The organism is Martinezella lusitana (assembly GCF_900094565.1).
GTDB classification, from domain to species: domain Bacteria; phylum Pseudomonadota; class Alphaproteobacteria; order Rhizobiales; family Rhizobiaceae; genus Rhizobium; species Rhizobium lusitanum.
The window spans coordinates 1-25141 of sequence record NZ_FMAF01000045.1; the positions used below are offsets into that span (position 1 = coordinate 1).

Annotated in this window: 25 protein-coding genes and 1 tRNA gene; 11 read left to right on the forward strand and 15 right to left on the reverse strand. The window is 60.5% G+C overall.

From position 1 onward, the window contains the following. The first annotated feature begins 199 nt into the window (after positions 1–199). Positions 200–276: transfer RNA gene (locus tag GA0061101_RS36000), tRNA-Met, on the forward strand. 213 nt (positions 277–489) lie between these two features. Here the strand turns inward: GA0061101_RS36000 and GA0061101_RS36005 are convergent. Genes GA0061101_RS36005 through GA0061101_RS36020 form a run of 4 tightly spaced genes read right to left on the reverse strand, consistent with a single transcriptional unit; the run spans position 490 to position 4258 of the window. Continuing rightward, positions 490–1548: an ABC transporter ATP-binding protein gene (locus GA0061101_RS36005; protein WP_047640354.1), complete on the reverse strand. Its 1059-nt coding sequence runs from the start codon at positions 1546–1548 to the stop codon at positions 490–492. Between the two features lie 6 nt (positions 1549–1554). Next, on the reverse strand, positions 1555–2343 hold the full coding sequence (locus GA0061101_RS36010) for an ABC transporter permease (protein WP_092577285.1): 789 nt from the start codon (positions 2341–2343) through the stop codon (positions 1555–1557). A 4-nt stretch (positions 2344–2347) separates the two neighbouring features. Then, positions 2348–3172, reverse strand: a complete 825-nt coding sequence (locus GA0061101_RS36015; RefSeq protein WP_092577287.1) for an ABC transporter permease — start codon at positions 3170–3172, stop codon at positions 2348–2350. 48 nt (positions 3173–3220) lie between these two features. Continuing rightward, positions 3221–4258, reverse strand: coding sequence for an ABC transporter substrate-binding protein (locus GA0061101_RS36020; protein ID WP_092577307.1), 1038 nt, complete (start codon positions 4256–4258; stop codon positions 3221–3223). Positions 4259–4526: 268 nt separating this feature from the next. Here GA0061101_RS36020 and GA0061101_RS36025 point away from each other — a divergent pair, with 268 nt between their 5' ends. The 5 genes from GA0061101_RS36025 to GA0061101_RS36045 all read left to right on the forward strand — a co-directional run bounded on the left by GA0061101_RS36025 (position 4527) and on the right by GA0061101_RS36045 (position 9851). Continuing rightward, on the forward strand, positions 4527–6404 hold the full coding sequence (locus tag GA0061101_RS36025; RefSeq protein WP_092577289.1) for an adenine deaminase: 1878 nt from the start codon (positions 4527–4529) through the stop codon (positions 6402–6404). Between the two features lie 148 nt (positions 6405–6552). After that, on the forward strand, positions 6553–7401 hold the full coding sequence (locus tag GA0061101_RS36030) for a sugar phosphate isomerase/epimerase family protein (protein WP_245297651.1): 849 nt from the start codon (positions 6553–6555) through the stop codon (positions 7399–7401). A 335-nt stretch (positions 7402–7736) separates the two neighbouring features. Next, positions 7737–8525 carry an EAL domain-containing protein gene (locus GA0061101_RS36035; protein WP_037200907.1) on the forward strand — a complete coding sequence of 263 codons (789 nt, stop codon included), beginning with the start codon at positions 7737–7739 and terminating at the stop codon, positions 8523–8525. A 112-nt stretch (positions 8526–8637) separates the two neighbouring features. Further along, complete coding sequence (locus tag GA0061101_RS36040) at positions 8638–9228, forward strand: helix-turn-helix domain-containing protein (protein WP_202032581.1); 591 nt, start codon at positions 8638–8640, stop codon at positions 9226–9228. 113 nt (positions 9229–9341) lie between these two features. Beyond that, positions 9342–9851: a Ros/MucR family transcriptional regulator gene (locus GA0061101_RS36045; protein ID WP_244655105.1), complete on the forward strand. Its 510-nt coding sequence runs from the start codon at positions 9342–9344 to the stop codon at positions 9849–9851. Positions 9852–10122: 271 nt separating this feature from the next. Here GA0061101_RS36045 and GA0061101_RS36050 read toward each other — a convergent pair whose 3' ends face one another. Then, positions 10123–11730, reverse strand: coding sequence for an inorganic phosphate transporter (locus tag GA0061101_RS36050; protein ID WP_037200890.1), 1608 nt, complete (start codon positions 11728–11730; stop codon positions 10123–10125). 269 nt (positions 11731–11999) lie between these two features. Here GA0061101_RS36050 and GA0061101_RS36060 point away from each other — a divergent pair, with 269 nt between their 5' ends. Continuing rightward, a complete protein-coding gene (locus GA0061101_RS36060) occupies positions 12000–12305 on the forward strand; it encodes a GCG_CRPN prefix-to-repeats domain-containing protein (RefSeq protein WP_080760617.1) in 306 nt (101 codons plus the stop codon). Positions 12306–12445: 140 nt separating this feature from the next. On the opposite strand, the gene GA0061101_RS36065 is transcribed toward GA0061101_RS36060, so the two are convergent. The 3 genes from GA0061101_RS36065 to GA0061101_RS36075 are packed head-to-tail and all read right to left on the reverse strand — an operon-like array spanning position 12446 to position 14069. Beyond that, complete coding sequence (locus tag GA0061101_RS36065) at positions 12446–13105, reverse strand: hypothetical protein (RefSeq protein WP_037200888.1); 660 nt, start codon at positions 13103–13105, stop codon at positions 12446–12448. A 1-nt stretch (position 13106) separates the two neighbouring features. Further along, positions 13107–13847 (reverse strand): CbtA family protein, encoded by a 741-nt coding sequence (locus GA0061101_RS36070; protein WP_037200886.1) that lies wholly within the window; start codon positions 13845–13847, stop codon positions 13107–13109. Between the two features lie 12 nt (positions 13848–13859). Continuing rightward, the gene (locus GA0061101_RS36075; protein WP_034512131.1) at positions 13860–14069 is read right to left on the reverse strand and encodes a CbtB domain-containing protein; all 210 of its coding nucleotides are present in this window, start codon (positions 14067–14069) and stop codon (positions 13860–13862) included. A 232-nt stretch (positions 14070–14301) separates the two neighbouring features. Here GA0061101_RS36075 and GA0061101_RS36080 point away from each other — a divergent pair, with 232 nt between their 5' ends. Continuing rightward, a complete protein-coding gene (locus tag GA0061101_RS36080; RefSeq protein ID WP_037200885.1) occupies positions 14302–14868 on the forward strand; it encodes a histidine phosphatase family protein in 567 nt (188 codons plus the stop codon). Positions 14869–14931: 63 nt separating this feature from the next. Here the strand turns inward: GA0061101_RS36080 and GA0061101_RS36085 are convergent, their stop codons facing one another. The 5 genes from GA0061101_RS36085 to cyoA all read right to left on the reverse strand — a co-directional run bounded on the left by GA0061101_RS36085 (position 14932) and on the right by cyoA (position 20112). After that, positions 14932–15696 (reverse strand): SURF1 family protein, encoded by a 765-nt coding sequence (locus GA0061101_RS36085; protein ID WP_037200883.1) that lies wholly within the window; start codon positions 15694–15696, stop codon positions 14932–14934. Between the two features lie 193 nt (positions 15697–15889). After that, complete coding sequence (cyoD, locus tag GA0061101_RS36090; protein WP_037200882.1) at positions 15890–16294, reverse strand: cytochrome o ubiquinol oxidase subunit IV; 405 nt, start codon at positions 16292–16294, stop codon at positions 15890–15892. After that, positions 16291–16920, reverse strand: a complete 630-nt coding sequence (gene cyoC / locus GA0061101_RS36095) for a cytochrome o ubiquinol oxidase subunit III (RefSeq protein ID WP_037200880.1) — start codon at positions 16918–16920, stop codon at positions 16291–16293. Before cyoC ends, cyoD begins: the two co-directional genes overlap by 4 nt. Before the next feature lie 5 nt (positions 16921–16925). Next, positions 16926–18929 (reverse strand): cytochrome o ubiquinol oxidase subunit I, encoded by a 2004-nt coding sequence (gene cyoB, locus GA0061101_RS36100; protein ID WP_037200878.1) that lies wholly within the window; start codon positions 18927–18929, stop codon positions 16926–16928. 46 nt (positions 18930–18975) lie between these two features. Next, positions 18976–20112: a ubiquinol oxidase subunit II gene (gene cyoA, locus GA0061101_RS36105; RefSeq protein ID WP_037200877.1), complete on the reverse strand. Its 1137-nt coding sequence runs from the start codon at positions 20110–20112 to the stop codon at positions 18976–18978. 392 nt (positions 20113–20504) lie between these two features. Here cyoA and GA0061101_RS36115 point away from each other — a divergent pair, with 392 nt between their 5' ends. Continuing rightward, entirely contained in the window at positions 20505–21842 is a 1338-nt protein-coding gene (locus GA0061101_RS36115; RefSeq protein WP_037200874.1) for an MFS transporter, read from the forward strand. 56 nt (positions 21843–21898) lie between these two features. On the opposite strand, the gene GA0061101_RS36120 is transcribed toward GA0061101_RS36115, so the two are convergent. Together GA0061101_RS36120 and GA0061101_RS36125 are read right to left on the reverse strand one after the other, a co-directional pair. Continuing rightward, entirely contained in the window at positions 21899–22603 is a 705-nt protein-coding gene (locus GA0061101_RS36120; protein ID WP_037200873.1) for an LrgB family protein, read from the reverse strand. Beyond that, positions 22590–22997: a CidA/LrgA family protein gene (locus GA0061101_RS36125; protein ID WP_092577294.1), complete on the reverse strand. Its 408-nt coding sequence runs from the start codon at positions 22995–22997 to the stop codon at positions 22590–22592. Before GA0061101_RS36125 ends, GA0061101_RS36120 begins: the two co-directional genes overlap by 14 nt. Positions 22998–23096: 99 nt before the next feature. On the opposite strand from GA0061101_RS36125, the gene GA0061101_RS36130 reads away from it, so the two are divergent. After that, positions 23097–23981, forward strand: a complete 885-nt coding sequence (locus tag GA0061101_RS36130; RefSeq protein ID WP_047640343.1) for a LysR family transcriptional regulator — start codon at positions 23097–23099, stop codon at positions 23979–23981. 119 nt (positions 23982–24100) lie between these two features. Then, positions 24101–25117 (forward strand): iron ABC transporter substrate-binding protein, encoded by a 1017-nt coding sequence (locus GA0061101_RS36135; protein ID WP_092577297.1) that lies wholly within the window; start codon positions 24101–24103, stop codon positions 25115–25117. Positions 25118–25141: the final 24 nt, after the last annotated feature.

Below are 25141 nucleotides of genomic sequence, written 5' to 3' on the forward strand. Positions count from 1 at the left end.
TATCCCCTTGCGCACCTGAAATAAGGGCCAAGGGAAACAAGCGACAAATCGCTCACCGATTTGCGCTGGACGCGATAAGCCGCTCAAGCGGCTTACGCTGGTAATACGGGACAAACCCTCCGGGTTTGCTCGGGCGCGATAAACCGCTCAAGCGGTTTACGCTGGACGCGATAAGCCGCTTTGCGGCTTACGCTGGTAACGCGGGGTGGAGCAGCCCGGTAGCTCGTCAGGCTCATAACCTGAAGGCCGCAGGTTCAAATCCTGCCCCCGCAACCAAATCACCCAAATGCATATACTTCAAAGCCGTTTCGGCGTTCAGGGACTTGCCGGAGTGCGCACCCAGCAGGGCGGCCACCTCAAGCAGCGCCCTACCTCCGCCTCCCACATGGGCCACGGCGTCCTCAATAGCTGACATGCCATAGCTCGCAACCCGAGCAGCATGAAGAATGAGCCGCGCTCAAGCAAAGAGCCTGCCTGGAAGCCCGGCTATTACAGCTCCGGAGTGAGAATGCAGCATTGCTCGGGCACCGGCACGAGCACGGCCACATTGCCGGCTGCCAGCGGGTCCGACAAAGCGCCGTTGGCAACGATATCGCCGGCCGGCGTCGTGCATTGATATTGATAGGCCCGGCCGAGATAGGTTCTCGTTCCCAAGACCGCCGGCAAGCCATTGCCTTCCTGCTGCACCGAAAGGCCGTCGGCGCGGCAACCGAGGATGAAATCATCGGGAATCAGTCCGAAATCATCCTGCGACAGCGTGATCTTCGCGCCACCGGCGCCTTCTGCCGTGACCAGCGCCCCATCGCGCGCGATAGTCCGCAACGGCAGCAGGTTCTCGAAGCCGACGAAACGGGCAACGAAGGCATTGGCCGGTTTGCGGTAAAGGACTTCTGGCGTATCGAGTTGCATGATGCGGCCGGCATTCATGATGGCGACGCGATCCGAAATCGAGAAGGCTTCCTCCTGGTCATGCGTCACGTAAAGCGAGGTCGTGCCGTTTACGCGCTGTAGTTGCCGGATTTCGACGCGCATGTCGATCCTCAGCTTGGCGTCGAGATTGGAAAGCGGTTCGTCGAACATCAACAGCGGCGGCTCGATGACGAGGGCGCGCGCCAGCGCGACACGCTGCTTCTGGCCGCCGGAGAGCGCGGCAGGAAGACGGTCGCCAAGGCCGGAAAGGCCGACGCGTTCCAGCATGGCCGCGGCTTTCTGCCGGCGCTCCTGTGCCGCGATGCGGCGTTGCTTCAGGCCGAAGGCAACGTTTTCAAGGACCGTCAGATGTGGAAACAGCGCATAGTTCTGGAACACCAGGCCGATATCCCGGGCATGCGCCGGAAGCGTGGTCAGATCGCGGTCACCCAGTCTTATCGCGCCGCTCGTCGGTTGCAGGAATCCGGCGACGAGCCGCAGCGTCGTCGTCTTGCCGCAGCCGCTGGAGCCAAGCAGCGAGACAAGCTCCCCCGCTGCGACGGACAGCGACAGGTCCTGCAGCACCGGCGTCTTGCCGTAATGGGCGCTGATGGATTGGATGGTAAGCGATACGGTCACGGGCGGCTACTTTGTCAGGAAGGTGAGGCCCAGGGTCGCTTCGACGACCGCCATGACGGCGACTGTCACGAGCATCAGCAGCACGGAGACCGAGGCGATGGTCGGGTCGAAGAACTGTTCCATATGGGCGAGGATCTGGATCGGAAGAGTGGAGATACCGGGACCGGTCAGGAAGACCGAGACGGAGACATCGTTGATAGAGGTAATGAAGGCGAGAATGAAGGCGGCGATGACGCCGGCGCGGATATTCGGCAGCACCACCGTCAGGAAGGTCTTCAGTGGCGGGCAGCCCAGACTGATCGCCGCCTCTTCTATGGAGAAGTCGAAGCTGGCGAGGCTGGCGCTGACAACGCGCACGGAATAGGGCAGCACCAGCAGCGCGTGACCGATCAGCAGGCTTGGGAAGATCGGAAGTCCGAGGCCGATGGTGACCGATTTCATCAACGAAAAACCGAAGACGATCTCCGGAACAAGGATCGGAAGGACGAAGAGCGTCGAAAGCCAGCTCGGCAACTCCACTCTGTATCGGCTGATGGCATAGGCGGCGGGGATGCCGATCAGCAGCGAAAGCACTGTTCCAAGCAAGGCGAGTTCGAGGCTGGTAATGGCAGTCGTGCGAAAGGCCTCGATCTCGAAGATGTTCCAGAACCAGTGCAGCGTCAGGCCCTGCGGCGGGAAGGTGAGGTAGCTGGTGTCGCTGAAGGCGGAGCCGATGATGATGACGAGCGGCGCCAAAAGGAACAGGAAGACGCAAGCCGTGAAAGCGATGAGCGCTGGGTGGACGGATCTTGCCATATCGTCACACTGCCATCGGGTTCAGCCGTCGGGCGATGCGGCTCATGATCGCCACGATACCGATCGTCACGACGACCATGATGGCGGCAATCGTCGAGGCTCCGACCCAGTCGAAGGTGACCATGGCGCGCTGGTAGAGGAAGGTGCCCATCATCATCTGCTTTTCGCCGCCGAGCAGCTGCGGCGTGGCATAGGAGGTGAAGCTGCCGGTAAAGACCAGCACGGCGCCGACGATGAGGCCGGGCGTGGCGAGCGGCAGGATGACCTGTCTAAATGTCGCCGCCGGCGTCGCGCCGAGTGAAGTTGCCGCCTGGATCAGGTCCTGCGGTATGCCTTCGAGCACACCGACAAGGGTGAGGATCATCAGCGGCACGAAAAGATAGACCATCGCGACGATGACCGAACCTTCAGTATAGAGCATCGAGAGCGGCTCGCTGATGACGCCGACCGAGAGCAGCATGGTGTTGAGAATGCCGTTCTTGCCGAGAATGATCAGCCAGGCGAAGGAGCGCACGACGACCCCGGTCAGCAGGGGAAAGACCGCGGCGATGATCATCAGGCTTTTCGCGCGACCCGGCATTTGCGCGATGACATAGGCGGCGATGAACCCGACGACGAGGGAGATCGCCGTCGTCACAAGGGCGACTTCTATCGTTCGGTAGAGCACCGTGCGGCGAAAGCCGCTGGTGAAGAAGGCGACATAGGGAGAAAACATACCCTTGGGTTCGCCGAATGTCGCCGCGATCGTGATGATTACGGGGACGAGAAGGAATAGCACCACGGCTGTCATCGCCGGCGCCGTCAAACCCCATTTTGCAAGATGCTTCATCAAACGAATTCCGTAAGGGATGCCGCCGGGTCGCCGCGGCACGCCCTGTTACATGCCGAAGATCTCGTTCCAGCGATCGATCCAGTCCGATTGCGCTTCATTCAGCTTGGCATAATCGATGCGGGTGAGCTTGGCGATCATGTCGGGACCGTAGGTCCAGAGCTTCGCCTTGTCGGGCGTCAGCACGACCTTGGTGGAAACAGGCGCATCCACGCCCTGCTCGGCCTCTGCCTGCTGGACGTCCTTCGACAGGATGAAATTGATGAACTGGTGGGCGAGCTCGACATTTTCCGAGCCCTTGGGAATGTTGACCGTATTGAGGGTGGCGACATCGCCTTCCTTGAGAGCGGCCCAGGCCATCGTGGGAACGGCTGATTGCATCGATGCCAGGGTGAAGTCCTGTGCCAGAGCCACCTTGGCCTCGCCCGTCGAGATCAGGTTCACGAGCTCGGAGCCGGTATTGTAGTTCTTGACGACATTCGGCTTCAGTGCGCTGATCGCTTCGAAGGCCTTGTCGGCATCGTCATAGGGATCGGCACCTGCATGCTTGGCGGCCTGAAGCACCGTCAGTGGCCCGGCCGTCGTGGTGATGCCCGGAAGCGTGACGGCGCCCTTCAAGTCGTTGCGCCAGAGATCGTTCCAGGAGGTAATCGGCGTGACGACCTTCGCCGTATCGTAGACGATGCCCACGCGGCCGATCGTATAGGCGGGGCCGTAATTGCCCTGCGGTGCCTTGGCGAGATCGTAGAGATCGGCAAGGTTCGGAATCTTGTTGCGATCGAGCTCCTGAAAGAGACCCTGCTGAATGCCGACCTGCGAATAGCTGTCCGTCAGGTAGATCACATCGACGCCCTTGCCGCCGCGCAGCTTCAGCTTGTTGAGACGATCGGCATTGTTGCCCGTTTCGAAGACGACGTCGCAGCCGCAGATCTTCTTGAAAGGCTCGATAATGTTCGCCTTCATCTTCTCGCCGTTGTAGCCCCACCAGGAAATGGTCAGCGTTTTTGCCTGCGCATAGGCCGGCAGGACGACAGTGGCAGCAAGAATCGCAAAGCCCGCGACATGGGCAAGAGTGAGGCCTTTCATTATCGAAATCCTTTGGTCAATGAAATCAGGCATATGCTTCAAGCTTGCAGGATACTATTTTTCGAGCACCGGCTTTACAAGCCCAACAATTGAGCACGGGACAGTTTTTCCGCCGCTGCATCGGCAGGCCAAATATTTCGGCGCGCATGATAGCCGGAAATGCAACCCTTTGAGATAATTTGGTTTCTTTCAAGCAAGACAGACCGCTTTACACGCCGGATCGCCATCTCTACCCTCGGCGGATCGAATTCTCGCAGGCATACCTATCATGACGTCTCCGACGACAAATCTCCCCGACGATCTGCTGGTGAACGCGGCTGACGAGGTGTTGATCCGCCAGGATCTGACGCTCACCGCACTTGGTCGCCGTCCTGCCGACCGCTTGCTGCGGGTCGGTCGGCTGCTTGACGTGCATAGCCGCACCTGGCTCGAGGATCAGGAGATCGTCATCAAGGGCAGGCGCATTGCCTATGTCGGCCCGGCCGGCAGCTATGAGGGCGAGGTCGGCGAGCGTGTCCACGAGCCGCATCTTGTGGCCGTTCCCGGTTTCGGTGAGGCGCACAAGCATATCGAGAGCTCGCATTTGACGCCGGAATGGGAGGCCGCTCTGGTCATGCCGCACGGTGTCACTTGGACCTGCGAGGCGAGTCACGAGTTTTCCAATGTGAACGGCGCCCGCAATCTCGAATTCTGGCTTGAGGCGCGCCGTCGCGGATCGCCGATGAAGATCTTCCCCTTGCCGGGCTCGGCCGTGCCGCCGACGGCCTATGAATGGGGCGGCGGCCACTTCGGCTATGACGAGCAGAAAGCCTTTCTCGGCGAAAGCCTGATGGTCGCCGGGCTCGACGAGGTGATGGATTGGCCTTCGGTCAGCAATCCGGAGAATCCGGCTTATGACCGTCTATGGGGCATGATCCGCGCCACCTTCGAGCAGCGTGGCGTCGTCGAGGGCCACGGCGCCGGCCTGCGCGATCTGGCGTCGATCAATGCCTTCGCCGGCGCGGGCGTCGCCTCCGATCATGAAGGCTGGTTCCTCGATGAGATCTGGGAGAAGCTGACGCACGGCCTGTTCATCGAGCTTCGGCCGCATTCCTTGCCCGAGGTCATTCAGGGGCTGATCGAAAAAAGCCTGTCCGACTGGTCGCAGATCGCTTTCGTCACGGATGACCGCAGCGCCTCCGATACGCTGAAAATCGGAGCGACCGATCACAATGTCCGGCTTGCGATCGAGAATGGATTGGCTCCCGAGATCGCCATTCAATGCGTGACGATCAATCCGGCGCGGCATATGCGGCTTACGCCCTGGGTCGGCTCGATCGCGCCCGGCCGCTTTGCCGATATCGTGCTTCTGGACGATGTGGAGAGGCTGTCGATCGCCAAGGTGTGGGCTGATGGTAAGCAGGCTTCCGAAGGCACGAGTTTCGTCGGCGTCCGCCCCGAGATCGACTGGCCGGATTGGGCGACGAAGACGGTGCGGATCGACAGGGTCGTCGCGCCACAGGATTTTCGCATCGCCGCGCCCTCGGATGCCGCGACGGCGAAGGCGGCGCTGCTGCGGCCATTCCATTGGGCCGACGATTTCATCACCATGGATCTGCCGGTCCGGGATGGCGCCGTCCAGCGCGATCCGGATCGCAATGTCACCAAATTTGCGATCGTCGACCGGTTTTCGGGCGAGGCCAAGGTTTCCCGCATGTTCTGGCTGGGCACCGGGCCGCGCACGCCGGATACGGCGCTCGGAGCGACGCTCGGCCACGACAAGCACAATATCTGGGTCGTCGGTTCCTCCGACGAAGCCATGGCAATGGTCGCCAATGCGCTCAATGAGCAGCAGGGCGGCTGGGTACTGGTTTCAGGTGGGAAGGTCGTCGCCCGCGTCCACTATGAGGTCGGTGGCCTGATGACGGCGCGATCGGCGGAGGAACTCGATGTGGAAATGCAGAGGCTTTATGCTGCCGGCGCTGAGATCGATTGGATGTACGAGCCGACTTTCTCGCCCCGCTGGTGGCCGGGTTTCCCCGAGCGCCTCTCCTTTGCGACGCTGACCTGTGCGCCATGGCGCTGGGTTCTTGTGGCGCCGTCTGAGCATGCGCCGGAAGGTTTTGTCAATGTCGCGACTGGAGAGACGCATCCCGTCGTCTGGTAAGGGATAGCTATATCTCACGCATTGGATATCCTTTATCAGGCGACGGGATATCAACTCCGCCGGCTCTTGACGGCCGAACATCGTTTCATAATTATCCGTTTGGTTACTTACGCCGCGCTGCGGGCGATGAGACAAGGCGGAGGAGGCCGTGGTGATTGCCGTTGACAATGATGGGCCGCACATGACGTTGGCATTTTCGACGCTCGGATGCGCCGACCTCGAATTGGACGAAGCCCTTGCCTTGGCGGCGCGCTACGGTCTCGATGCCATCGAAATTCGCGCGCTTGGCGGCACGATCGATCTGGCGACTCATTTTACCGAAAGATTCGGTTCGCCTGCCGGCCTCGCGCGTGCGCTGGAAGCCTCCGCCGTGCGCGTTTGCGCCTTCAACACCTCGCTGCGGCTCGTCGGCGCGACATACCAGGCAAAGGAAGAGTTCCTGCGCTATCTGCCTTGGGCGGAGGCGGTCGGCGTCAGATCCCTGCGGGTTTTCGATGGCGGCGATAGCGGAGATGCCGGAGAAGTGGCGGAGGCTCTGTCGACACTGCAATGGTGGCGGGAAACGGCCGTCCGCGAGGGTTTCAGCGCGGAGATGATCGTGGAAACACATGATTTTCTCGTGCAGCCGGATGCCATCGCTCGTCTTCTGGAAGGAGCGCCCGATTGCGCGCTTCTCTGGGATACCCACCACACCTGGCGCAAGGGAGGGCGGGATCCTGTCGAGACCTGGAAACAGGTGCGGGGCAATACGCGGCATCTTCATGTGAAGGACAGTATCTCCAAGCCGGGGCCGAAGCTGCCATATAGCTATGTGCTGCCGGGCAGCGGCGAATTTCCCATGGCTGCGCTGCGTTCCGCGCTCGCCGCCGATGGTTATGACGGTGTCATGAGCCTCGAATGGGAGAAGCTGTGGCACGTCGAACTGCCGTCGTTGGATCTGGCTCTTCAGGCGGCAAGGCGAAGCGGCTGGTGGCCGCCGGCGGCGGCCGGAAAGTGACTGGCGAAGTTCGTTAATAATTTAGTTGAATTAGAAATAAGAAAAACGCGCGGTGTTTGACTTTTGCAATGGTTTGTTAATTAGTGTATTAGCATAAAGTAACTATAAATATTATCGGCGCATCGCGTTGGGTTGACTATCGTCTTCGGCGCAATATCTCCGGCTCATTGAAGGGAACCTCGGTGACATGGGGTTTAAAGGTGTCTGGAAGATGGGAGGAGCGGATTCTAGGCACCAGAAATCTGATGCATCGCAGGCGCATGCGCGGCTTTCAATCATCGTTCTTTGGTTCCGGATTTCCGCTTGCGGTCATGTCCCTGGCCAAGGGAGGTTTGATGATCGGTAATGGGATTCGCAGCGAGGAGGGACATAGCGCCCTGATTTTACAGGCGATCGCCGACGGTGGCCTGAGCTTTGCGGCGCAATGGATCCATGACGTCGAGAATATCGAGGAGATCGCCTATGCGGAAAGCCTGGCGCGCGTAACGGATTCCGATGGCATCGTTCATACGGCAGGAACGTTCGTTTCGCTTCTCGAGCAACAGGATCGCTGGTTCGATCTCGATTTGCGCATGCTCGACATGGTGTTATCAGCCTTGGCGGCGGACGCGACCCTTGTACTCGGCTGTAATTTGTCCGTGGCCAGCCTATCCCATCCCGAATGCTTTGCCGGCATCGTCAGCCGAATCGCCCGCCAGCCAGAGCTTACCCCCCGGCTTGTCGTGGAGATCACCGAAACCTATCCGCTCACTGGTGCTGCCATAGAGTGCGTGAAGATGATCCGCGCACTCGGTTGTCGCATCGCGATCGACGATTTCGGTTCCGGTTTTGCCACGCCGGAATCCCTGCTTCAGGTCGCTAGCGATATCGTCAAAATCGACGCCTGCTTCATCCGCGACAATAGGCCAAGCCGCGAGGGCCGCAACAGTCTTTCATATATTGTCGGTTTTGCCGCATGTTTCGCCCCATCGGTCGTCGTCGAAGGCGTCGAGACGGAGTCGCAGCTGGAGGCCGCGCGAATGGCCGGCGCAACGCATGTGCAGGGCTTCCTGTTGTCGAAGCCGGTTTCGCTGACGCAGCTTCGGCGGCCCGAGGGCACGGCTGGCATGAGGGGGGTAGGATGAGCATTCCTGCTGTTGCCCGGCCGTGCGGCGTCGGAATCCGGATACGCCATATCCGGAATTCATGCGCGGTTCGTATCACAGAGGCCTTCATGTTCGCCAAGCGGGTGCTGCCATGATCAAGCATCCGCTCTCTGCCGCCGATTATGAAGCCGCCTCCGCCAGCGCCACGTGTGATCTCAAGACCAAGACATTGTTGCGTGCCTTGGTGTGTCGTCTTCGCGATTTGTTCTCCGATGCAGGCTTTCCGCTGTCCGTCATCTTCACGGGCGGCACCGAGCCTCATGTCACCATCCGCGATGAAACGGCGGGAATCTCCGCGCGTATAGCGATCGACGCCGAAAGCGGCCTGTATGTCTTTTACGAACTTGGCTGTCGCGCAACCGTTATTGTCCTGGCGACGGCGAATGAAAATCGATTGATCGAAGAGATCGCCCTCCACCTTGGCGGCGACAGTCCGGTGCCGCAAACGATCGACACCGCCGTCAGCGTTCTCGTCGGCCAGACGACCGAAGATGTCGAGCGCAAGCTTATCCTGCAGACGCTTCATCACTGCGATGGAGACCCCACTCACACGGCATTCATGCTCGGAATGCCACTCGTTGTCCTCTGTAACAAACTGGCGGTCTATTTTGCGGACTCCGCCAGGAGACTGCCGGAAGCACCCACCGGTGCAGGCCGGAGAGCGGTGGGCGGCCGACCATGATCACGGGCGCACCTGATGCGAACGTATTCTATCCCGGCGACAATGCCGGGGAAACCTGCGCCAGGAAGACGGCGCAATTCGAACCGGTGCGGGGCTTGGAACGGGCTTCGCATATGACCCAATCGCGCTGGGCGGCGCACGAGGAACCAAATGAGATCCGGGAAAAGATCATGGATTCTTTCAGTGAGAGAAAAAACCCCGCACCACCACCGCAATCGCATTTTCTATTCGAAGGCTGTGTGAAGATTGTTTCGGCCTATGTCGCTCACAACGCCATTTCGGCCGCCAGCCTTCCCAAGCTGATCAAGGATATCCACGGCGCGCTGCAAGCTTTGCGCAGCTCTGCTCCCGTTGCCGCACGTAGCAATCTGGTGCCGGCGGTGGATTTGAAGAAATCGGTGACGAACGACTATATCGTCTGCCTCGAGGACGGCAAACGCTTCAAAACGCTGAAACGCCATTTGCGCGTGCACTACGGCATGACACCTGAGGAATATCGCCAGAAATGGGGTTTGGCGCCAAACTATCCGATGGTCGCACAAAATTATGCGAACCGTCGGTCGGAACTCGCCAAGCTTTCCGGTCTTGGCGCCAATGGCAACAGAAAGGAAACTGTTCGCTAGAGCAATTCCCGGAAAAGTGCGTAGCGGTTTTCCGTCCGGAATTGCGTAAAAACAATAGCATAGAGCGGTCAGGCGATTCCGTGAAACGCGTAACCGCTCGAGCACGTCCGCGTGAGAAAGCGTGCGGATCACGACGAGGGGATTGCGGACGTTTCGCCGTACCAGCTGTGCGGCGCTACGCTGCAAGGATAATGGCGCCCTACGAGGGGGCGCCATTATCTTTTTGGGCCATTTGTCGGGCAAAATCGGCAGGGCCGATGAAACGTGTCGATCAGAAGACCTGACGGAGCACAAGGAACAGCATGAAGGCGAGCGCGATCGAGGCCGGCAGCGTCAGGATCCAGGCCATCAGCATGTTCCGCACGGTCGACCACTGCAGGCCGGAGCCATTCGCCGCCATGGTGCCGGCGACGCCCGAGGACAGGACGTGCGTGGTGGAAACCGGCAAGCCGAGGTGGTCAGCCGCCCCGATCGTCAGCATGGCGACGACTTCGGCGGCCGCACCCTGGCCGTAGGTCAGATGGGTCTTGCCGATCTTTTCGCCGACGGTGACGACGATACGCTTCCAGCCGACCATGGTGCCGAGACCGAGTGCCAGCGCCACGGCAACCTTCACCCAGAGCGGGATGAACTTCGTCGCATGGTCGACGGCGGCGTGATAGTTGGTAACGGCCTTCAGATCGTCGGCGCTCATCGGCAGCAGCTTCTGCTTGTCGATCAGCTTCAGCGATTCACCGATCAGATAGATGTCGTTGCGCACGTTGCCGACGAGCTCGTTCGGCAGCTTTTCGACGCTCGGATAGGCGGCGATCTCGGCGCTGGTGGTGTGGATATAGGCCTGAAGTGCAGGCGTCGTTGCATCCGACCATGTCTTGCTCTTGACGGCATCGCTGACGGCGGCCTTCGGATCGGCAGGCGCGGTCACACCGGGCTTCACATACTTGCCGAGCACGGTTTCGACCTGCGCCGAAGCGGCCTTGTAGGCCTCGAGATAGTTGATGTCGGGCGTCTTGTTGAGAGCGAAGGCGGTCGGGACGAGACCGATGAGGATGAGCATGATCAGGCCCATGCCCTTCTGGCCGTCATTCGAGCCGTGGGCAAAGCTGACGCCGGTGCAGGTGAAGATCAGCAATGCGCGAATCCACCGCGGCGGCGGCGCGTTGCCCTTCGGCGCTTCATAAAGCTCCTTGTTGCGGATCAGAACCTTGGAAACCAGCAGCAGTAAAGCGGCCGCACCGAAGCCGATGATCGGCGACAGCAGCAGCGACATGCCGACGCTGCTGGCCTGCGACCAGTCGACGCCGCTGGTGGCGGAGCCTGTGGGTGCCAGAAACTGATTGGCAAGGCCGACGCCGATGATGGAGCCGACGAGCGTGTGCGAGCTCGACGCCGGCAGGCCCAGATACCAGGTACCGAGGTTCCATATGATGGCGGCAGTGAGCAGGGCGAAGACCATCGCAAGGCCCGAGCCGGAGCCGACCTGCAGGATCAGTTCGACGGGCAGAAGCGCCAGTATGCCGAAAGCGACGGCGCCGGAAGACGTCAACACACCGAGGAAATTGAAGAACCCGGACCAGATGACGGCGAATTCGGCCGGCAGCGAGCGGGTGTAGATGACGGTGGCGACCGCATTGGCCGTATCGTGGAAACCGTTGACGAATTCGAAACCCAGCGCGATCAGCAGCGCGAGACCGAGCAGGATCCACGGAACCGCAGCTGCCTCGGCAAGATCGTTGCCGAGAGCGTAGCCGACATAAGCGAGGCCGCCGAGCACGACGACGCCGAAGAGCGGCAGAAACCATTTCGCCGAACCGCTGGCGCCGTGAATTGGGTGATTGGTGTTGCCACCCTCCACGTTGTTTGAAACGACGTCCACCATCTCAAACTCCCTTATGGCAAATGATATCCCTGATTTAAGCGCCGTTCATGAAACTCTCGTGACGCCTGTAAAGACCGATAGGCGTTTTGCGGATGGGCCGGGATTTCCTTATGGAAAGATGACGATGCGGCGGAAGAAATCCTTGCTCCGGAGGGCAATCCTGGCGGCTCTCGATTTCGCCGCCAAAACGCCTTTTTCGGTTCAGCCCGTGTTCATCCGCTTGGGTTTTAAATCCCGCATGTAAGGGACTTGAATAGAGGACCACCAAAATGAGATCGTCCGTGTTTGCCATCGCTGCTTTACTTGGTGGCCTGGCTGTATCTTCGGCAGAAGCAATGCCTGTTCCCGCTGTCGGGACAACGGCTGCCGTGCCGGTCGTGAAAGTTGACTATGCCTGCGGTCGTGGCTGGCATGTGACCCGCTGGGGCGAATGCCGCCCGAACCGGTGGGGACCGCCGCCGCCGCGTTATGGCTGGGGGCATAGGCCGCCACCGCCATGGGGCTGGTACGGTCATCGCGACTACCGCGATGGCTGGCACGGAGACGGCCGCTGGCGCCGTCATCGCGACTGGTGAAATTAAAAACACCGCCGCAAGCTCTGCGGCGGTGTTTTTTAAAGCGATTCCAGGAAAAGCGCGTAGCGGTTTTCCGTCCGGAATTGCGCAAAAACAACAATATAGAGCGGCTATGCAGTTCCCCGAAACGTGTAACCTCTCTACAGACGGGGTTCTGTCCGCAGCGCCCGCGCCGTCAGCCACAGTCCGGCGACGGTTGCCAGCAAGGCCGACAGGATGGCCAAGAGGCTTCTGGCGTGCAGAATGATGTCGGTGAGTTTCGGCCGGATCATGTCGGCCGTATTGAAGCTTTCGCCGCTGAATTTGCACAGGATAAGCGATAGATTGTTGCGCACGAGCGTAGCGTCGATCTCCGAGACGAGATTGCCGACGGGCGCCGTTTCATTCTTCATCGTCCGCATATGAAGCAGCACCGCCTTGGCTGCCGCGAGATAGGCGTGCGAGCATTCGTTGAACGGACTTTCCTCGTCGCTCACACTGCCGGGCATCATCCCCCAGAGACAATAGGCGCGCTGGATCTGCGCGAAATTCAGCAGGCGGCGGAAGGTTTCGTCGGTATCCGATGCGTTTTCCGCAAGCGCGACGATCCGCCCGTAATAGGGTGCGATGACAGCCATTTCGCCATGTGGGAGGCTTGGTATCGGGATGCCGGTTTGGCTTCCCGATGAGCTGCCGCCATGGGCGGCAAGCACTGTCGGCCAACACGACAGCATGAGGCAGAGCGCGGCGAGCAAGGCGCCGCTTCTATGCAGGCGTTTCCCGCGCACGAGATCATGCGCGGGATGGGATGGATTTGCCATGCTAGGCTCGGCGCAGCGCCGGGTTGCGGTAGCGTGTCTGCGGTAGCTCTCGCTCCGCCCAGGCTCCGAAGGCAAGCCCGAGGGTGGCCCACAGGATCGCGTGCATACCGAGCGATGCAATCCGGAACCGCCAGAGCACAACGGCCGAGAACTGTTCCGGCACTTCGTTGATCGACGGAAGCAGGTACTGGATCAGTGCGATGAAGACGATGTAGCCGATGCCGGCAAGGATCGCCCCGTTCCATGATCCGTAACGTGCCGCCAGCCGGCGACCCAGCCCGACCGCGACGATCATGCCGACGATCGAAGCAACGATCATGATGAAGAACAGCTCGGTCCTGGCGCCGATCGTGTCGGAATTGCCGACCGCTGGCGGGTTTGCCGGGTACTTGATATCGGGGACGAGCGAAATCGTCACGAAAGCCGCGATTGCGAGCAATGCTGCCGTGCCACGCGCGCCGAGCGGGCTGATGCGGCCGTAGACGAAGGAGAAGACCAGCGCGAACAACCCGCCGATTGCCGTCGAAAAGATCACGGTGCCGGTGAAAAGACCGACGCCTGACTGTGTGGCGCGGCTGACGATTTCCGGTTCCGGCGCTTCGCCGGCTGCCTGCGCGGCCTTTTCTTCAAAGCCGATCGCCCAATCGACCAGCGGCTCGCCGAAAGTGTGGGCGAAGGCAAAAACGAGAATGCCGGCAAGGGCCCCGACGATCATGCCGCGGAGCAAAAGACGTCCAACCATGTGCCTGGTCCCTTAGTGGCAGGGGAAACCGAGCAGGTGACGGGCATCATGCACGAATTCGTGCACATACATGCCTGATATCAGCGAGGTTGCGCCTTCCTCGGCGCCGACGAAATAGATCGCCAGCAGCATCAACAGGCCGGCGAAAACAGCCCAAGGCAGGATTTGGCCGAGCGGGATCGGCTGGGGGATTGCGGATGGTGCGAAAGCGGTGTCAGACATTGTCGTTCCCTCTTTAAGAAAAGCGCGTTCCATTTGCGGAAGGGTTCTTTACGGGAAGGGTCTGGCTCTCGAGGGCGAAGCTTCCGTCATCGATTACAGTGGCGCGACCGCGCCGGGATTTCACCGGCTTCCACACCCGTAAGTGCAAGTTTATATCTGTCCACAAAGATGATTGTCAATCAAACGCTGTTGCGATGTTAAATCGCGACAAGGCATGGGGATATCGAGTGTCATGAAGGCACGCCTGAGCTGGATTTGTCATGGGCCGACGGAAGCCAATCGAAAGGGCTGTTTTCCGGACGACGAGCCGTTGGAAGCGAAAGCGGCGCAGCGAGCCAAGTTGCCCGTTGCCAGGCTCGCAACGATCGATCGGGTCTGGACGGCCCCGGCGCTGCGCGCGCGTCAGACGGCCGCTATCCTCGGTCCTGACGCCATCCTTGAAACTGCCTTGCGCGAATGTGACTACGGCGAGTGGTGTGGAAAATCGCTTGCCGAACTTCATGAAAGTGACCCGGAATCCCTGGCGCTGTGGATGACAGATTTGGACGCCGCACCGCATGGCGGCGAATCTCTGTCGTCGGTCGTGTTGCGCATTGGCGAATGGATGGGGCATCATCTTCATGATGCCGGTCACACCGTCGCCGTCACCCATGCCAGCGTCATCCGCGCCGCCGTCCTGCACGTGTTGCAGGCCCCGCTTGCGGCATTCTGGACGATCGACGTCGAGCCGTTCGGCATGGTCGAGATGACGAGCGACGGCCGGCGCTGGCAGCTTCGCTTCCCGCGGATGGTGGAATAGAGCGATTCCAGGAAAAGTGCCTAGCGGTTCTGTCCGGAATTGCGGAAAACAATACCATGGGGATCAGCGGACCGCCTTCGCCCGCTGCCGTTCGAAATAGACGAGGAATACTGCGAGGCCGAGCGTCATGACAGCCAGCCCGTACCAGGTAATGGCATAGACGATATGGCTGTTGTGGAAGACGATCTGCGTCAATCCTCCAACCGGCAGGTCGCCCGGATTTTTCGTATCGTCCGCGTCGATGAAGTAGGGCGCCACGTTCTGCAGGCCGCGCACGTCGGCTATCGCGTTCACGTCGCGTGAATACCAGCGCTCCTCCGCCGGCACATTGGAACGCAGCAGTGTGCCCTTGGGCTCGTTGATCCGCAGCAAGCCGGTGACGGTCGTCTCGTCGCTGATCTGGTCGGCCGGACGCGTCGCCGGCTTGCGCTTCTCTGTGGGAACAAAGCCGCGATTGACAATGACGATCGTCCCGTCGGCTTCCCTCAGCGGTGTCAGCACCCAATAGCCGGGGCCGAGCACGGTCGAGGCATAGACCTGCGTTTCCTTGTCGTTGAGGAAAGTGCCGCTCACCTGGACACGCTTGTATTCGGAGTTTTCGGCTGTCACGTCAGCCCATTGCGCTGGTCCCGGCGCCGGAACCGCCGGTGCGTGCACGCGGGCATCGACCCTGGCGATCAGATCGAGCTTCCAATGCAGCCGCTGCACCTGCCAGGTGCCGAGGCCGATCAGGAGTGCGGTCAGCAGCAGGAGCAGCAGCACCCAGATGGCGAGCTTGAGCATCGAGCGAGGCTTATCGGGAGACGTTGTCGAAGGAGTATCGGTCATGCGCTGGTCTCCGGGGGACGCGCTGCCGCATGATTTCGGGAGGTGCGAAACGGCCTTCGCGGAATATCATGCGTCGTCGGGGAAATTGGGCTGCGAACCTTGTGCGTCCCGAGGGCTGTGCCACGCAGCATCCGGCGGAACTCTCGCGCCGGAAAGAGGGCGGGCCTCCTGTCGAAGGCCCGCCGCTTGTTGATCAAGGCATGTTGCGCATCATCTCGGGCGACATGGGCATCATGTTCGAGTTGAGGTGATGCATGACCCAGAGCGAGCCGGAAAGGGCGATGATGACAAGCACGATGGTGAAGATCAGCGCCATCATGTTCCAGCCGCCTTCCGAACGGGTGTTCATGTGCAGGAAGTAGATCATGTGCACGATGATCTGGATCGCGCCGAGCACCATGATCAGGGCGGCTGTCACGACGGGATCGGAGAAGACCTTTGCCATGACCAGCCAGAAGGGAATGGCGGTCAGGATGACGGAAAGAACGAACCCCGTCATGTAGCTCTTGAAGGTGCCGTGAGCGGCCTCGTGACCGCCATGGTGGTCGTGACCGTGGGCGTCGGCGGAATGATGCGAATGGTCGGTGTTCGAGCTCATCCGAGAACTCCCATGAGGTAGACGAAGGAAAACACGCCGATCCAGACGACGTCGAGGAAATGCCAGAACATCGAAAGGCACATCAGGCGGCGCTTGTTCTCGGGGATGAGGCCATGCTGGCCGGTCTGCACCATCAGCGTGATCAGCCAGACGATGCCGACGGTGACGTGCAGCCCGTGCGTGCCGACCAGGGTGAAGAAGGCCGACAGGAAGGCGCTGCGCTGCGGGCCGGCGCCGTCGAGGATCAGGTGATAGAACTCGTAGAGTTCGAAGAAGATGAAGGCTGCGCCGAACAGGCCGGTGATCGCCAGCCACATCATCGTTGCCGACTTATTGTCCTTCTCCATCGCCAGCATGGCGAAGCCATAGGTGATGGAGGAGAAAAGCAGCATCGCCGTGTTGAGGGCGACGAGCGGCAGCTCGAAGAGGTCGGCCGGAGAAGGGCCTGCCGCGTAGTTATGGCCGAGCACGGCATAGGTCGCGAAGAGGACTGCGAAGATCAGGCAGTCGCTCATGATGTAGATCCAGAAGCCCAGCATGGTGCTGCCTTCCGGATGATACTCTTCCGTCATGTAGAAGGCGGGCGTTTCGCCGCCCTTGGGAGCATGTGCGGTTTGGGTCGTCATGGGTCTTATACCTGTCCTGCGAGCAGCTTCGTACGCTCGTTCTCGGTCTTCACGACCTCCTCGGCGGGAATGTGGAAGTCGCGCTTATAGTTGAAGGTATGGCCGATCGTAATGATGATCATCGCGGCGAAGGTGATGGCGGCGAGCCACCAGATGTACCAGATCATGCCGAATGCGAAGGCGATCGAGAGAACGCCGAGGATGATGCCCGTCCCCGTGCTCTTCGGCATGTGGATCGGTATGAAGCCTTCGGTCGGCCTGACGTAGCCGCGGCTCTTCATGTCCCACCAGGCGTCGTTGTCGTGAACGATCGGCGTCAGCGCGAAATTGTATTCCGGCGGCGGCGAGGACGTGGACCATTCCAGCGTGCGGCCGTTCCACGGGTCGCCGGTCACGTCGCGAAGCTCTTCGCGCTTGATGAAGCTGACGACGAGCTGGATGATGAAGGAGGCGATGCCGATGGCGATCATCACGGCGCCGAGCGCGGCGACGATGAAGTAGATCTGCAGCGAGGGATCGTCGAACTGCGAGACGCGGCGGGTGACGCCCATCAGGCCGAGCACGTAGAGCGGCATGAAGGCGAAGTAGAAGCCGACGACCCAGAACCAGAAGGACATCTTGCCCCAGAACGGATCGAGCTTGAAGCCGAAGGCCTTCGGGAACCAGTAGGCGATGCCGGCGAACATGCCGAACAGCACGCCGCCGATGATGACGTTGTGGAAGTGGGCGATCAGGAACAAGGAATTGTGCAGCACGAAGTCTGCCGGCGGAACCGCAAGCATGACGCCGGTCATGCCGCCGATCGTGAAGGTGACCATGAAGGCCACGGTCCACAGCATCGGCACTTCATAGCGGATGCGGCCGCGATACATGGTGAAGAGCCAGTTGAACAGCTTCGCACCCGTCGGGATCGAGATGATCATCGTCGTGATGCCGAAGAAGGAGTTGACGCTGGCACCCGAGCCCATGGTGAAGAAGTGGTGGAGCCAGACCAGGTACGACAGGATGGTGATGACGACGGTGGCGTACACCATCGAGGCATAACCGAAGAGGCGCTTGCCGGAGAAGGTGGCAACGACTTCCGAGAACACGCCGAAGGCCGGCAGGATCAGGATGTAGACTTCCGGGTGACCCCAGATCCAGATGAGGTTGATATACATCATCGGGTTGCCGCCAAGGTCGTTGGTGAAGAAGTTCGTGCCGGCGTAGCGGTCGAGCGACAGCAGGGCGAGAACGGCAGTCAGGACCGGGAAGGCGGCGACGATCAGCACGTTGGTGCAGAGCGCGGTCCAGGTGAAGACGGGCATTTTCATCATCGTCATGCCCGGCGCACGCATCTTGACAATGGTCGCGACGAGGTTGACGCCCGACAGCAGCGTGCCGATGCCGGCGACCTGCAGGCCCCAGATGTAATAGTCGACGCCGACGTCGGGACTATAGGCGCTTTCCGACAGCGGCGGGTAGGCGAGCCAACCGGTCTTTGCGAACTCGCCGATGAACAGCGAGATCATGATGATGATCGCGCCGGCCGTCGTCATCCAGAAGGAGAAGTTGTTGAGGAACGGAAACGAAACGTCGCGTGCGCCGATCTGCAGCGGCACGACGAAGTTCATCAGACCCGTCACCATCGGCATCGCCACGAAAAAGATCATGATGACGCCATGGGCGGTGAATACCTGGTCGTAGTGGTGCGGCGGCAGGAAGCCGTCCGATCCGTTGAAGGCGAAGGCCTGCTGGGCACGCATCATCAGCGCGTCGGAAAAGCCGCGCAGCAGCATGATCAGCGCCAGCACGATGTACATGATACCGATCTTCTTGTGGTCGATGCTGGTGAACCATTCCTTCCAGAGATAGCCCCAGAGGCGGAAATAGGTGAGCACGCCCAGAAGAGCGATGCCGCCGATGGCGACACCGATGAAGGTCACGACGAGGATCGGCTCGTGATAGGGGATGGACTCGAGCGTCAGCCGACCGAAGATGAATTTATAGAGGTCCGGGTTGGAAAACATGGATTGCCTCTGTCCTTATAAATGTCTTGTTACTAAGCGCACCGGATCAGTGACCCTGGTGCTGCGCCGAACCGGTCGACGAATCTGAAGAAGAGCCGTTGCCCATATCCATGCCTTGCATGGAGCCCATGCCCTGCATCGCCGTGTCGCCATGCTGCATGGTGTTGGTCGCGGAGCCGTCTGCCTTGACGGGCGTTGCGTCCGCGTGACCGGCGCCGCGGTTGTCGTAGATCAGACGCTCGCGGTTTTCCTGGCTTTCCTTGCCGGCGCCGCCCTTGGCATCGATATGCATCATTTCGCTCATGCACATCTTGCTCGGATCGGCGCACATGTTGAGGATGGCGTTGTAGAGACCATCATCGACGGCGTTGAAGTACTGCACCGGATTGCGTTCGCTCGGCTGAGCGAGGCTCAGATATTCCGGGCGGCCGAGCGCCGTGCCCTGGCTCTTGGCCTTCTGGATCCACTGGTCGAAATCCGCCTGGTTCAGGCCATGGAACTTGAAGCGCATGTGCGAGAAGCCGGCGCCGCTATAGTTGGCGGACAGGCCCTGGAATTCGCCGGGATGATTGATGACGGCGTGCAGCTTGGTCTCCATGCCCGGCATGGCGTAGATCTGGCCTGCCAGTGCCGGGATGAAGAAGGAGTTCATCACCGAGGAAGCCGTGATCTTGAAGTTGATCGGCCTGTCGACCGGGGCGGCCATTTCGTTGACCGTGGCGATGCCGTAGTCCGGATAGAAGAACAGCCATTTCCAGTCGAGCGCGACGACCTCGACCGTCAGCGGCTTCACGTCGGCGCTGATCGGCTTGTCGGCGGCGATGCGGTCGAGCGGTCTGTAGGGGTCCAGCTGGTGGGTGCTGATCCAGGTGACGGCGCCGAGCGCGATGATGATGGCGAGCGGGGCGGACCAGATGACCAGTTCGAGACGTGTCGAATGATGCCAATCCGGCTCGTAGGCTGCCTCTTTGTTCGACTGGCGATATTTCCAGGCGAAGAACAGCGTGAGGAAGATCACCGGTATGATGATGACCAGCATCAGGACGACCGAGACGATGATCAGGTTGCGTTGCTGTACGGCGATGTCGCCGGAGGGGGTCATCACCACCATGTTGCAGCCTGACAGCAGCAAAATCAGGGGGAGGACAAATAAGCGGCTGAAAATCTTCGCTAGTCTTAGCACGTCTTAAAGCTCTTTTTGTTTCGACCGTACCGCGACTAAAGGACGGCGGTCATGAACGATATGAGGTGTTTCGTCGCACCGCAACAAGCGCAAGTGCGGTGCGGCATGAAATGCCGTTCCCCCCTATCGGGGAAATCCTGAGAAATCTAGAAGGTTCTCCGGCGGCCATCGCTTTTTATGGCGGCCAATATACCCGGATCGGAACAAATGGCTACCGATGGTAGTTCCCCGGCTATCGGGAATGCGGCGACAAAGGCGGAAATCGTGTCACTTGCCTCTAATTTGCGAATTATTTCATGCTCCAGTCTTGATATGTTCGCGCGTTTGATCGACATTTTCATTACGCGCGAATTCGCGGAGGAGTTCGCGCTCGGAGTGGGAGGCTCCCGTACATGGTCAGCGTGACACATGAAACACTGAACCCTACATCTTCAACTCTCGAGAGCGATGCCCGCAGTATGCATGCCGGTGGTGCGGTCGCCCCGGGCAACATTGCCATCGGCGTGATCATCGGTCGCACGTCCGAGTTTTTCGATTTCTTCATCTATGCCATTGCGTCGGTGCTGGTTTTCCCGAAGCTTTTCTTTCCCTTCGCCGACCCGCTGCGTGGCACGCTGCTCTCCTTCCTGGTCTTCGCGCTGGCGTTCATCGCCCGCCCGATCGGATCGTTCATTTTCATGGCGATCGACCGGAGATACGGTCGCGGCGTCAAGCTTACGATCGCGCTGTTCCTGCTTGGCGGCTCGACGGCGGCGATGAGCTTTCTGCCGGGCTACTCCGAGGTCGGTGTCTATGCGATCGTCCTGCTCGCCACCTTCCGCATCGGCCAGGGCCTTGCGCTCGGCGGCGCCTGGGACGGCCTGGCCTCGCTGCTGGCGCTGAATGCACCCGCCAATCGCCGTGGCTGGTATGCGATGATCCCGCAGCTCGGCGCCCCCATCGGCTTCATGCTGGCGAGTGCGCTGTTTGCCTATTTGATCACGAGCCTGACGACGGCGGACTTCCTCGATTGGGGTTGGCGTTACCCGTTCTTCTGCGCCTTCGCGGTCAACGTGGTCGCGCTGTTTGCCCGCCTGCGTCTGGTGGCGACCGAAGAATTCGGCACTCTGCTGGAGCGCCATGAGCTCGAGCCCGTGAAGATGACGGAACTGCTGCGCGTGCATGGCCGCGACGTGCTGATCGGCGCCTTCGTGCCGCTCACAAGCTTCGCGACCTTCCATCTGGTCACCGTCTTCCCGCTCAGCTGGGTGACGCTTTACAGCGAGCAAACTCCCGGCTCATTCCTGTTGATGGAGTTCCTCGGCGCCATTTGCGGCATCGTCTCCATCATCTGTTCCGGCCTCATTGCCGACCGGATCGGCCGTCGCAATCAGCTCGCCGTCGCCGCAGTGTTGATCGCCTGCTTTGCCTTCGTCGCGCCATGGCTGCTCGATGGCGGCGTCACCGGCCGTCACATCTATGTGGTCCTCGGCTTCACGCTGCTCGGCCTTTCTTTCGGTCAGGCGGCGGGCGCCAGTGCCTCCCGCTTCAGCCGCAATTATCGCTATAGCGGCTCGGCCTTGACGTCGGATCTGTCCTGGCTGATCGGCGCGGGCTTTGCGCCCTTCGTGGCGCTGAGCCTCTCCAGCCAGTTCGGCCTCGTCTATACCAGCCTCTATCTGCTGTCCGGCGTCGTCTGCACGCTGGTCGCGATCTTCTTCAGCAAGACGCTGGAGACGAAGGACAGCTGAGCCGGATTTTCGAATTGAAAAAGGCCGCGGCGTGCGAGCGTTGCGGCCTTTTTCGTTCAGGCCGAATGCATCAGCCATGCGATCAACGGTGCCGCCAGCACATTGGTCAGCCCTACCAGCACCATGACCAGCCCGGCGATTGATCCTTCTTCGCGGCCGATCTCGTTGGCCTTCGCGACGCCGACACCATGTGCCCCCATGCCGAACAGCGCGCCGCGGGCGATACCGGACCGGAGCGGCAGCAGCCGTAAGAGCGTCTGGCCGATGACGGCGCCAAACAGGCCGGTGATGACCACGAAGACGGCGGTGAGATTTGGCACGCCGCCGATGTCGCCCGATACGACCATGGCGAAAGGCGTGCTGATCGAGCGCGGCATCAGGCTGAGACGCAGGCTTTCATCAAGGCCGAGAAGGCTGGCAAACCCCCAGGCCGAGACCATGGCCGTGGTGCTGCCGACCGTTACCCCGAACAAAAGCACGGGCCAATAGCGCTTGATAAGATTCCGCTGCTCGTAGATCGGCACCGCGAAGGCAACGGTCGCCGGCCCCAGCAAGGCAAGCAGCCAACGGCTGTCATGCATATAATCCTGATAGCTCGCATGCAGGACGAGGGCGATGAGGATCAGAACCGTCGGCGCTGCGATCAGCGGCGACAGCCACAGCAAAGGCCGGCGGCGATAGAGCGCTTTGGAAAGATAGTAGAGGCCGATCGTCGCCAATGGCCAGAACAGACCGGATGCAGTCGCTTCAATTGCGGACATGACGGGATACTCCCTGGCGCATCATCAGGCGGCAACCGATATCGATCGCAATCGCAGTGACACCCATGACGATGATGGTGCCGACCAGAATGACGGCCAGCACTTTCAGCCCGACGATCCCGATGAATTCGCCATGGTCTAGCACCGCGAGCACAGCCGGCACGAAGAACAGCAGCATTTCGGCCAGAAACCATTCCGCTCCACGCTGCATGCTTGCGACCCCCACCTTGCCGCTCGCAAACAATGCCAGCACCAGCAGCATGCCGGCGATGGCGCCGGGTATGGGCAGATGCACAAGGCGCACGATGGCCTCACCCGCCTGCCAGAAGGCCAATAGCAGCAGGATCTGAGCCAGGCGGCTCAGTTTCGGACGGTCTTGCAGGTCGATGCGCATGGGAAAACTCGGGGAAATCGGATGGCCTGAAGATAGTCGTATCCCGCCCATGAATAAAATGAATTGATTTCATTAAATTCAGTCCTGTATGGAATAGTGATGGAACTTCGAACGCTGCGAGCCTTTGTCGAGGTGGTGCGCCAGGGCGGCTTTTCGGAAGCGGCCAAGGTGGTGTTCGCGACCCAGTCCGCCGTAAGCAAGGCCGTGCGACAGCTCGAGGACGAGCTTGGTCTGCCGCTGCTCAATCGCATCGGCCATCGCACGACGCTGACGGATGCCGGCGAGGTCGTCTATCGCCGGGCGATAACGCTCCTTGCCGGGCGCGACGATCTTCTCGCCGAACTCGCCGAATTGCGTGGTCTCGCACGCGGCACTCTGCGGCTCGGCCTGCCGCCGATCGGCAACGATGCGCTGTTCGCGCCGGTATTTGCCGTCTTCCGTAGCCGCTATCCCGGCATCGAGATCAAGCTGGCGGAGCAGGGCGCCAAGCGGCTGGAGGAGATGGTGCTTTCCGACGAGGTCGATCTCGGCGCCTCGCTTCTGCCGACGCTCGATGCGTTCGAGTGGCAGAGCGTGCGTTGCGAGCCGATGCATGTGCTGCTGCCATCAACGCATCCGCTTGCCGGCCATGAGACGGTTTCGCTCGCGGCGCTGCAAGGCAATCCCTTCATTCTGTTCGAAACCGGCTTTGCCCTTAATGGCATCATTCTCGATGCCTGTCGCATCGCCGGCTTCGCGCCCGATATCGTCGCACGCTCAAGCCAGATCAATTTCATCGTCGAGTTGGTCGCCGCCGGTCTCGGTGTCGGCTTCCTGCCGCGGCTGATCGCCGAGCAACGCCTGCGCCCCGGCATCAGCCACGCGCTCGTCGTCGAACCTGACATGCAGTGGCACATGGCATGGATTTGGCGGCGGGGCGGTTACCTGTCGCATGCCGGCCGTGCCTGGCTCGAGCTTGCCGCAGAGGTGTCAGTGAAAACTTGACTCCGTTGTAAAACTTTTGTGATAAGCAGGGCGCGAGTGTAAACTTGAAAATAATTCTCAGGAAAAATATACGCTAGCGCATCGCTGCCGGGGGCGGCGACTTTCAAGCGAGAGGACTTATGGCTTTTTCCTTTTCTCACCTCACCGGCGCGCTGGCGCTTGCAGCAGGCCTTGCCGTTGCTCCGATGGTGGCGAATGCCGCCGATTCCGAAGGCATCGTGGTCTACAATGCCCAGCACGAGACGCTGACGCAGGCCTGGGCGGACGGCTTCACCAAGGAAACCGGCATCAAGGTCACGATCCGCAACGGCAGCGACATGCAGTTCGCCAACCAGATCATTCAGGAAGGCGCCGCTTCCCCCGCAGACGTTTATCTGACCGAGAACTCTCCGGGCATGACGCTGGTCGACGCCAACAAGCTCTTTGCCCCGGTCGATGCCGCCACGCTCGGCCAGGTGCCGGACACCTTCAAATCCGCCGATGGCAATTGGGTCGGCGTTGCCGCCCGCTCGACGGTTTTTGCCTATGACAAGACCAAGCTGAAGGAAGGCGACCTGCCGAAGTCGATGCTCGATCTGGCCGATGCCAAGTGGAAGGGCCGCTGGGGCGCTTCGCCGGCCGGTGCCGATTTCCAGGCGATCGTCAGTGCGTTTCTCGAGCTGAAGGGCGAGGATGCCACGCGCGCATGGCTGAAGGCGATGAAGGCAAACGCCAGCTTCTACAAGGGCAACAGCGTCGCGATGAAGGCCGTCAATGCGGGCGAGATCGAAGGCGCGGTGATCTATCACTACTATTGGTTCGGCGATCAGGCCAAGACCGGCGAAAACAGCAAGAACGTTGCCCTGCACTATTTCAAGAACCAGGATCCGGGCGCATTCGTCAGCATCTCCGGCGGTGCGGTTCTGGCCTCCAGCCAGCATCAGAAGGAAGCCCAGGCATTCCTGAAGTGGATCACCGGCAAGGGCGGTCAGGCCGTACTGCGCGACGGCGACTCCTATGAATATGCCGTCGGCATTGGCGACGCTTCCAATCCGAAGCTGGTGCCGCTGACGGACCTGCAGGCACCGAAGGTCGAGCCCTCCAAGCTGAACAGCAAGAAGGTCACCGACCTGATGACGGAAGCCGGGCTCATCTAAGGCAAATGCCCGGATCGAGACGCC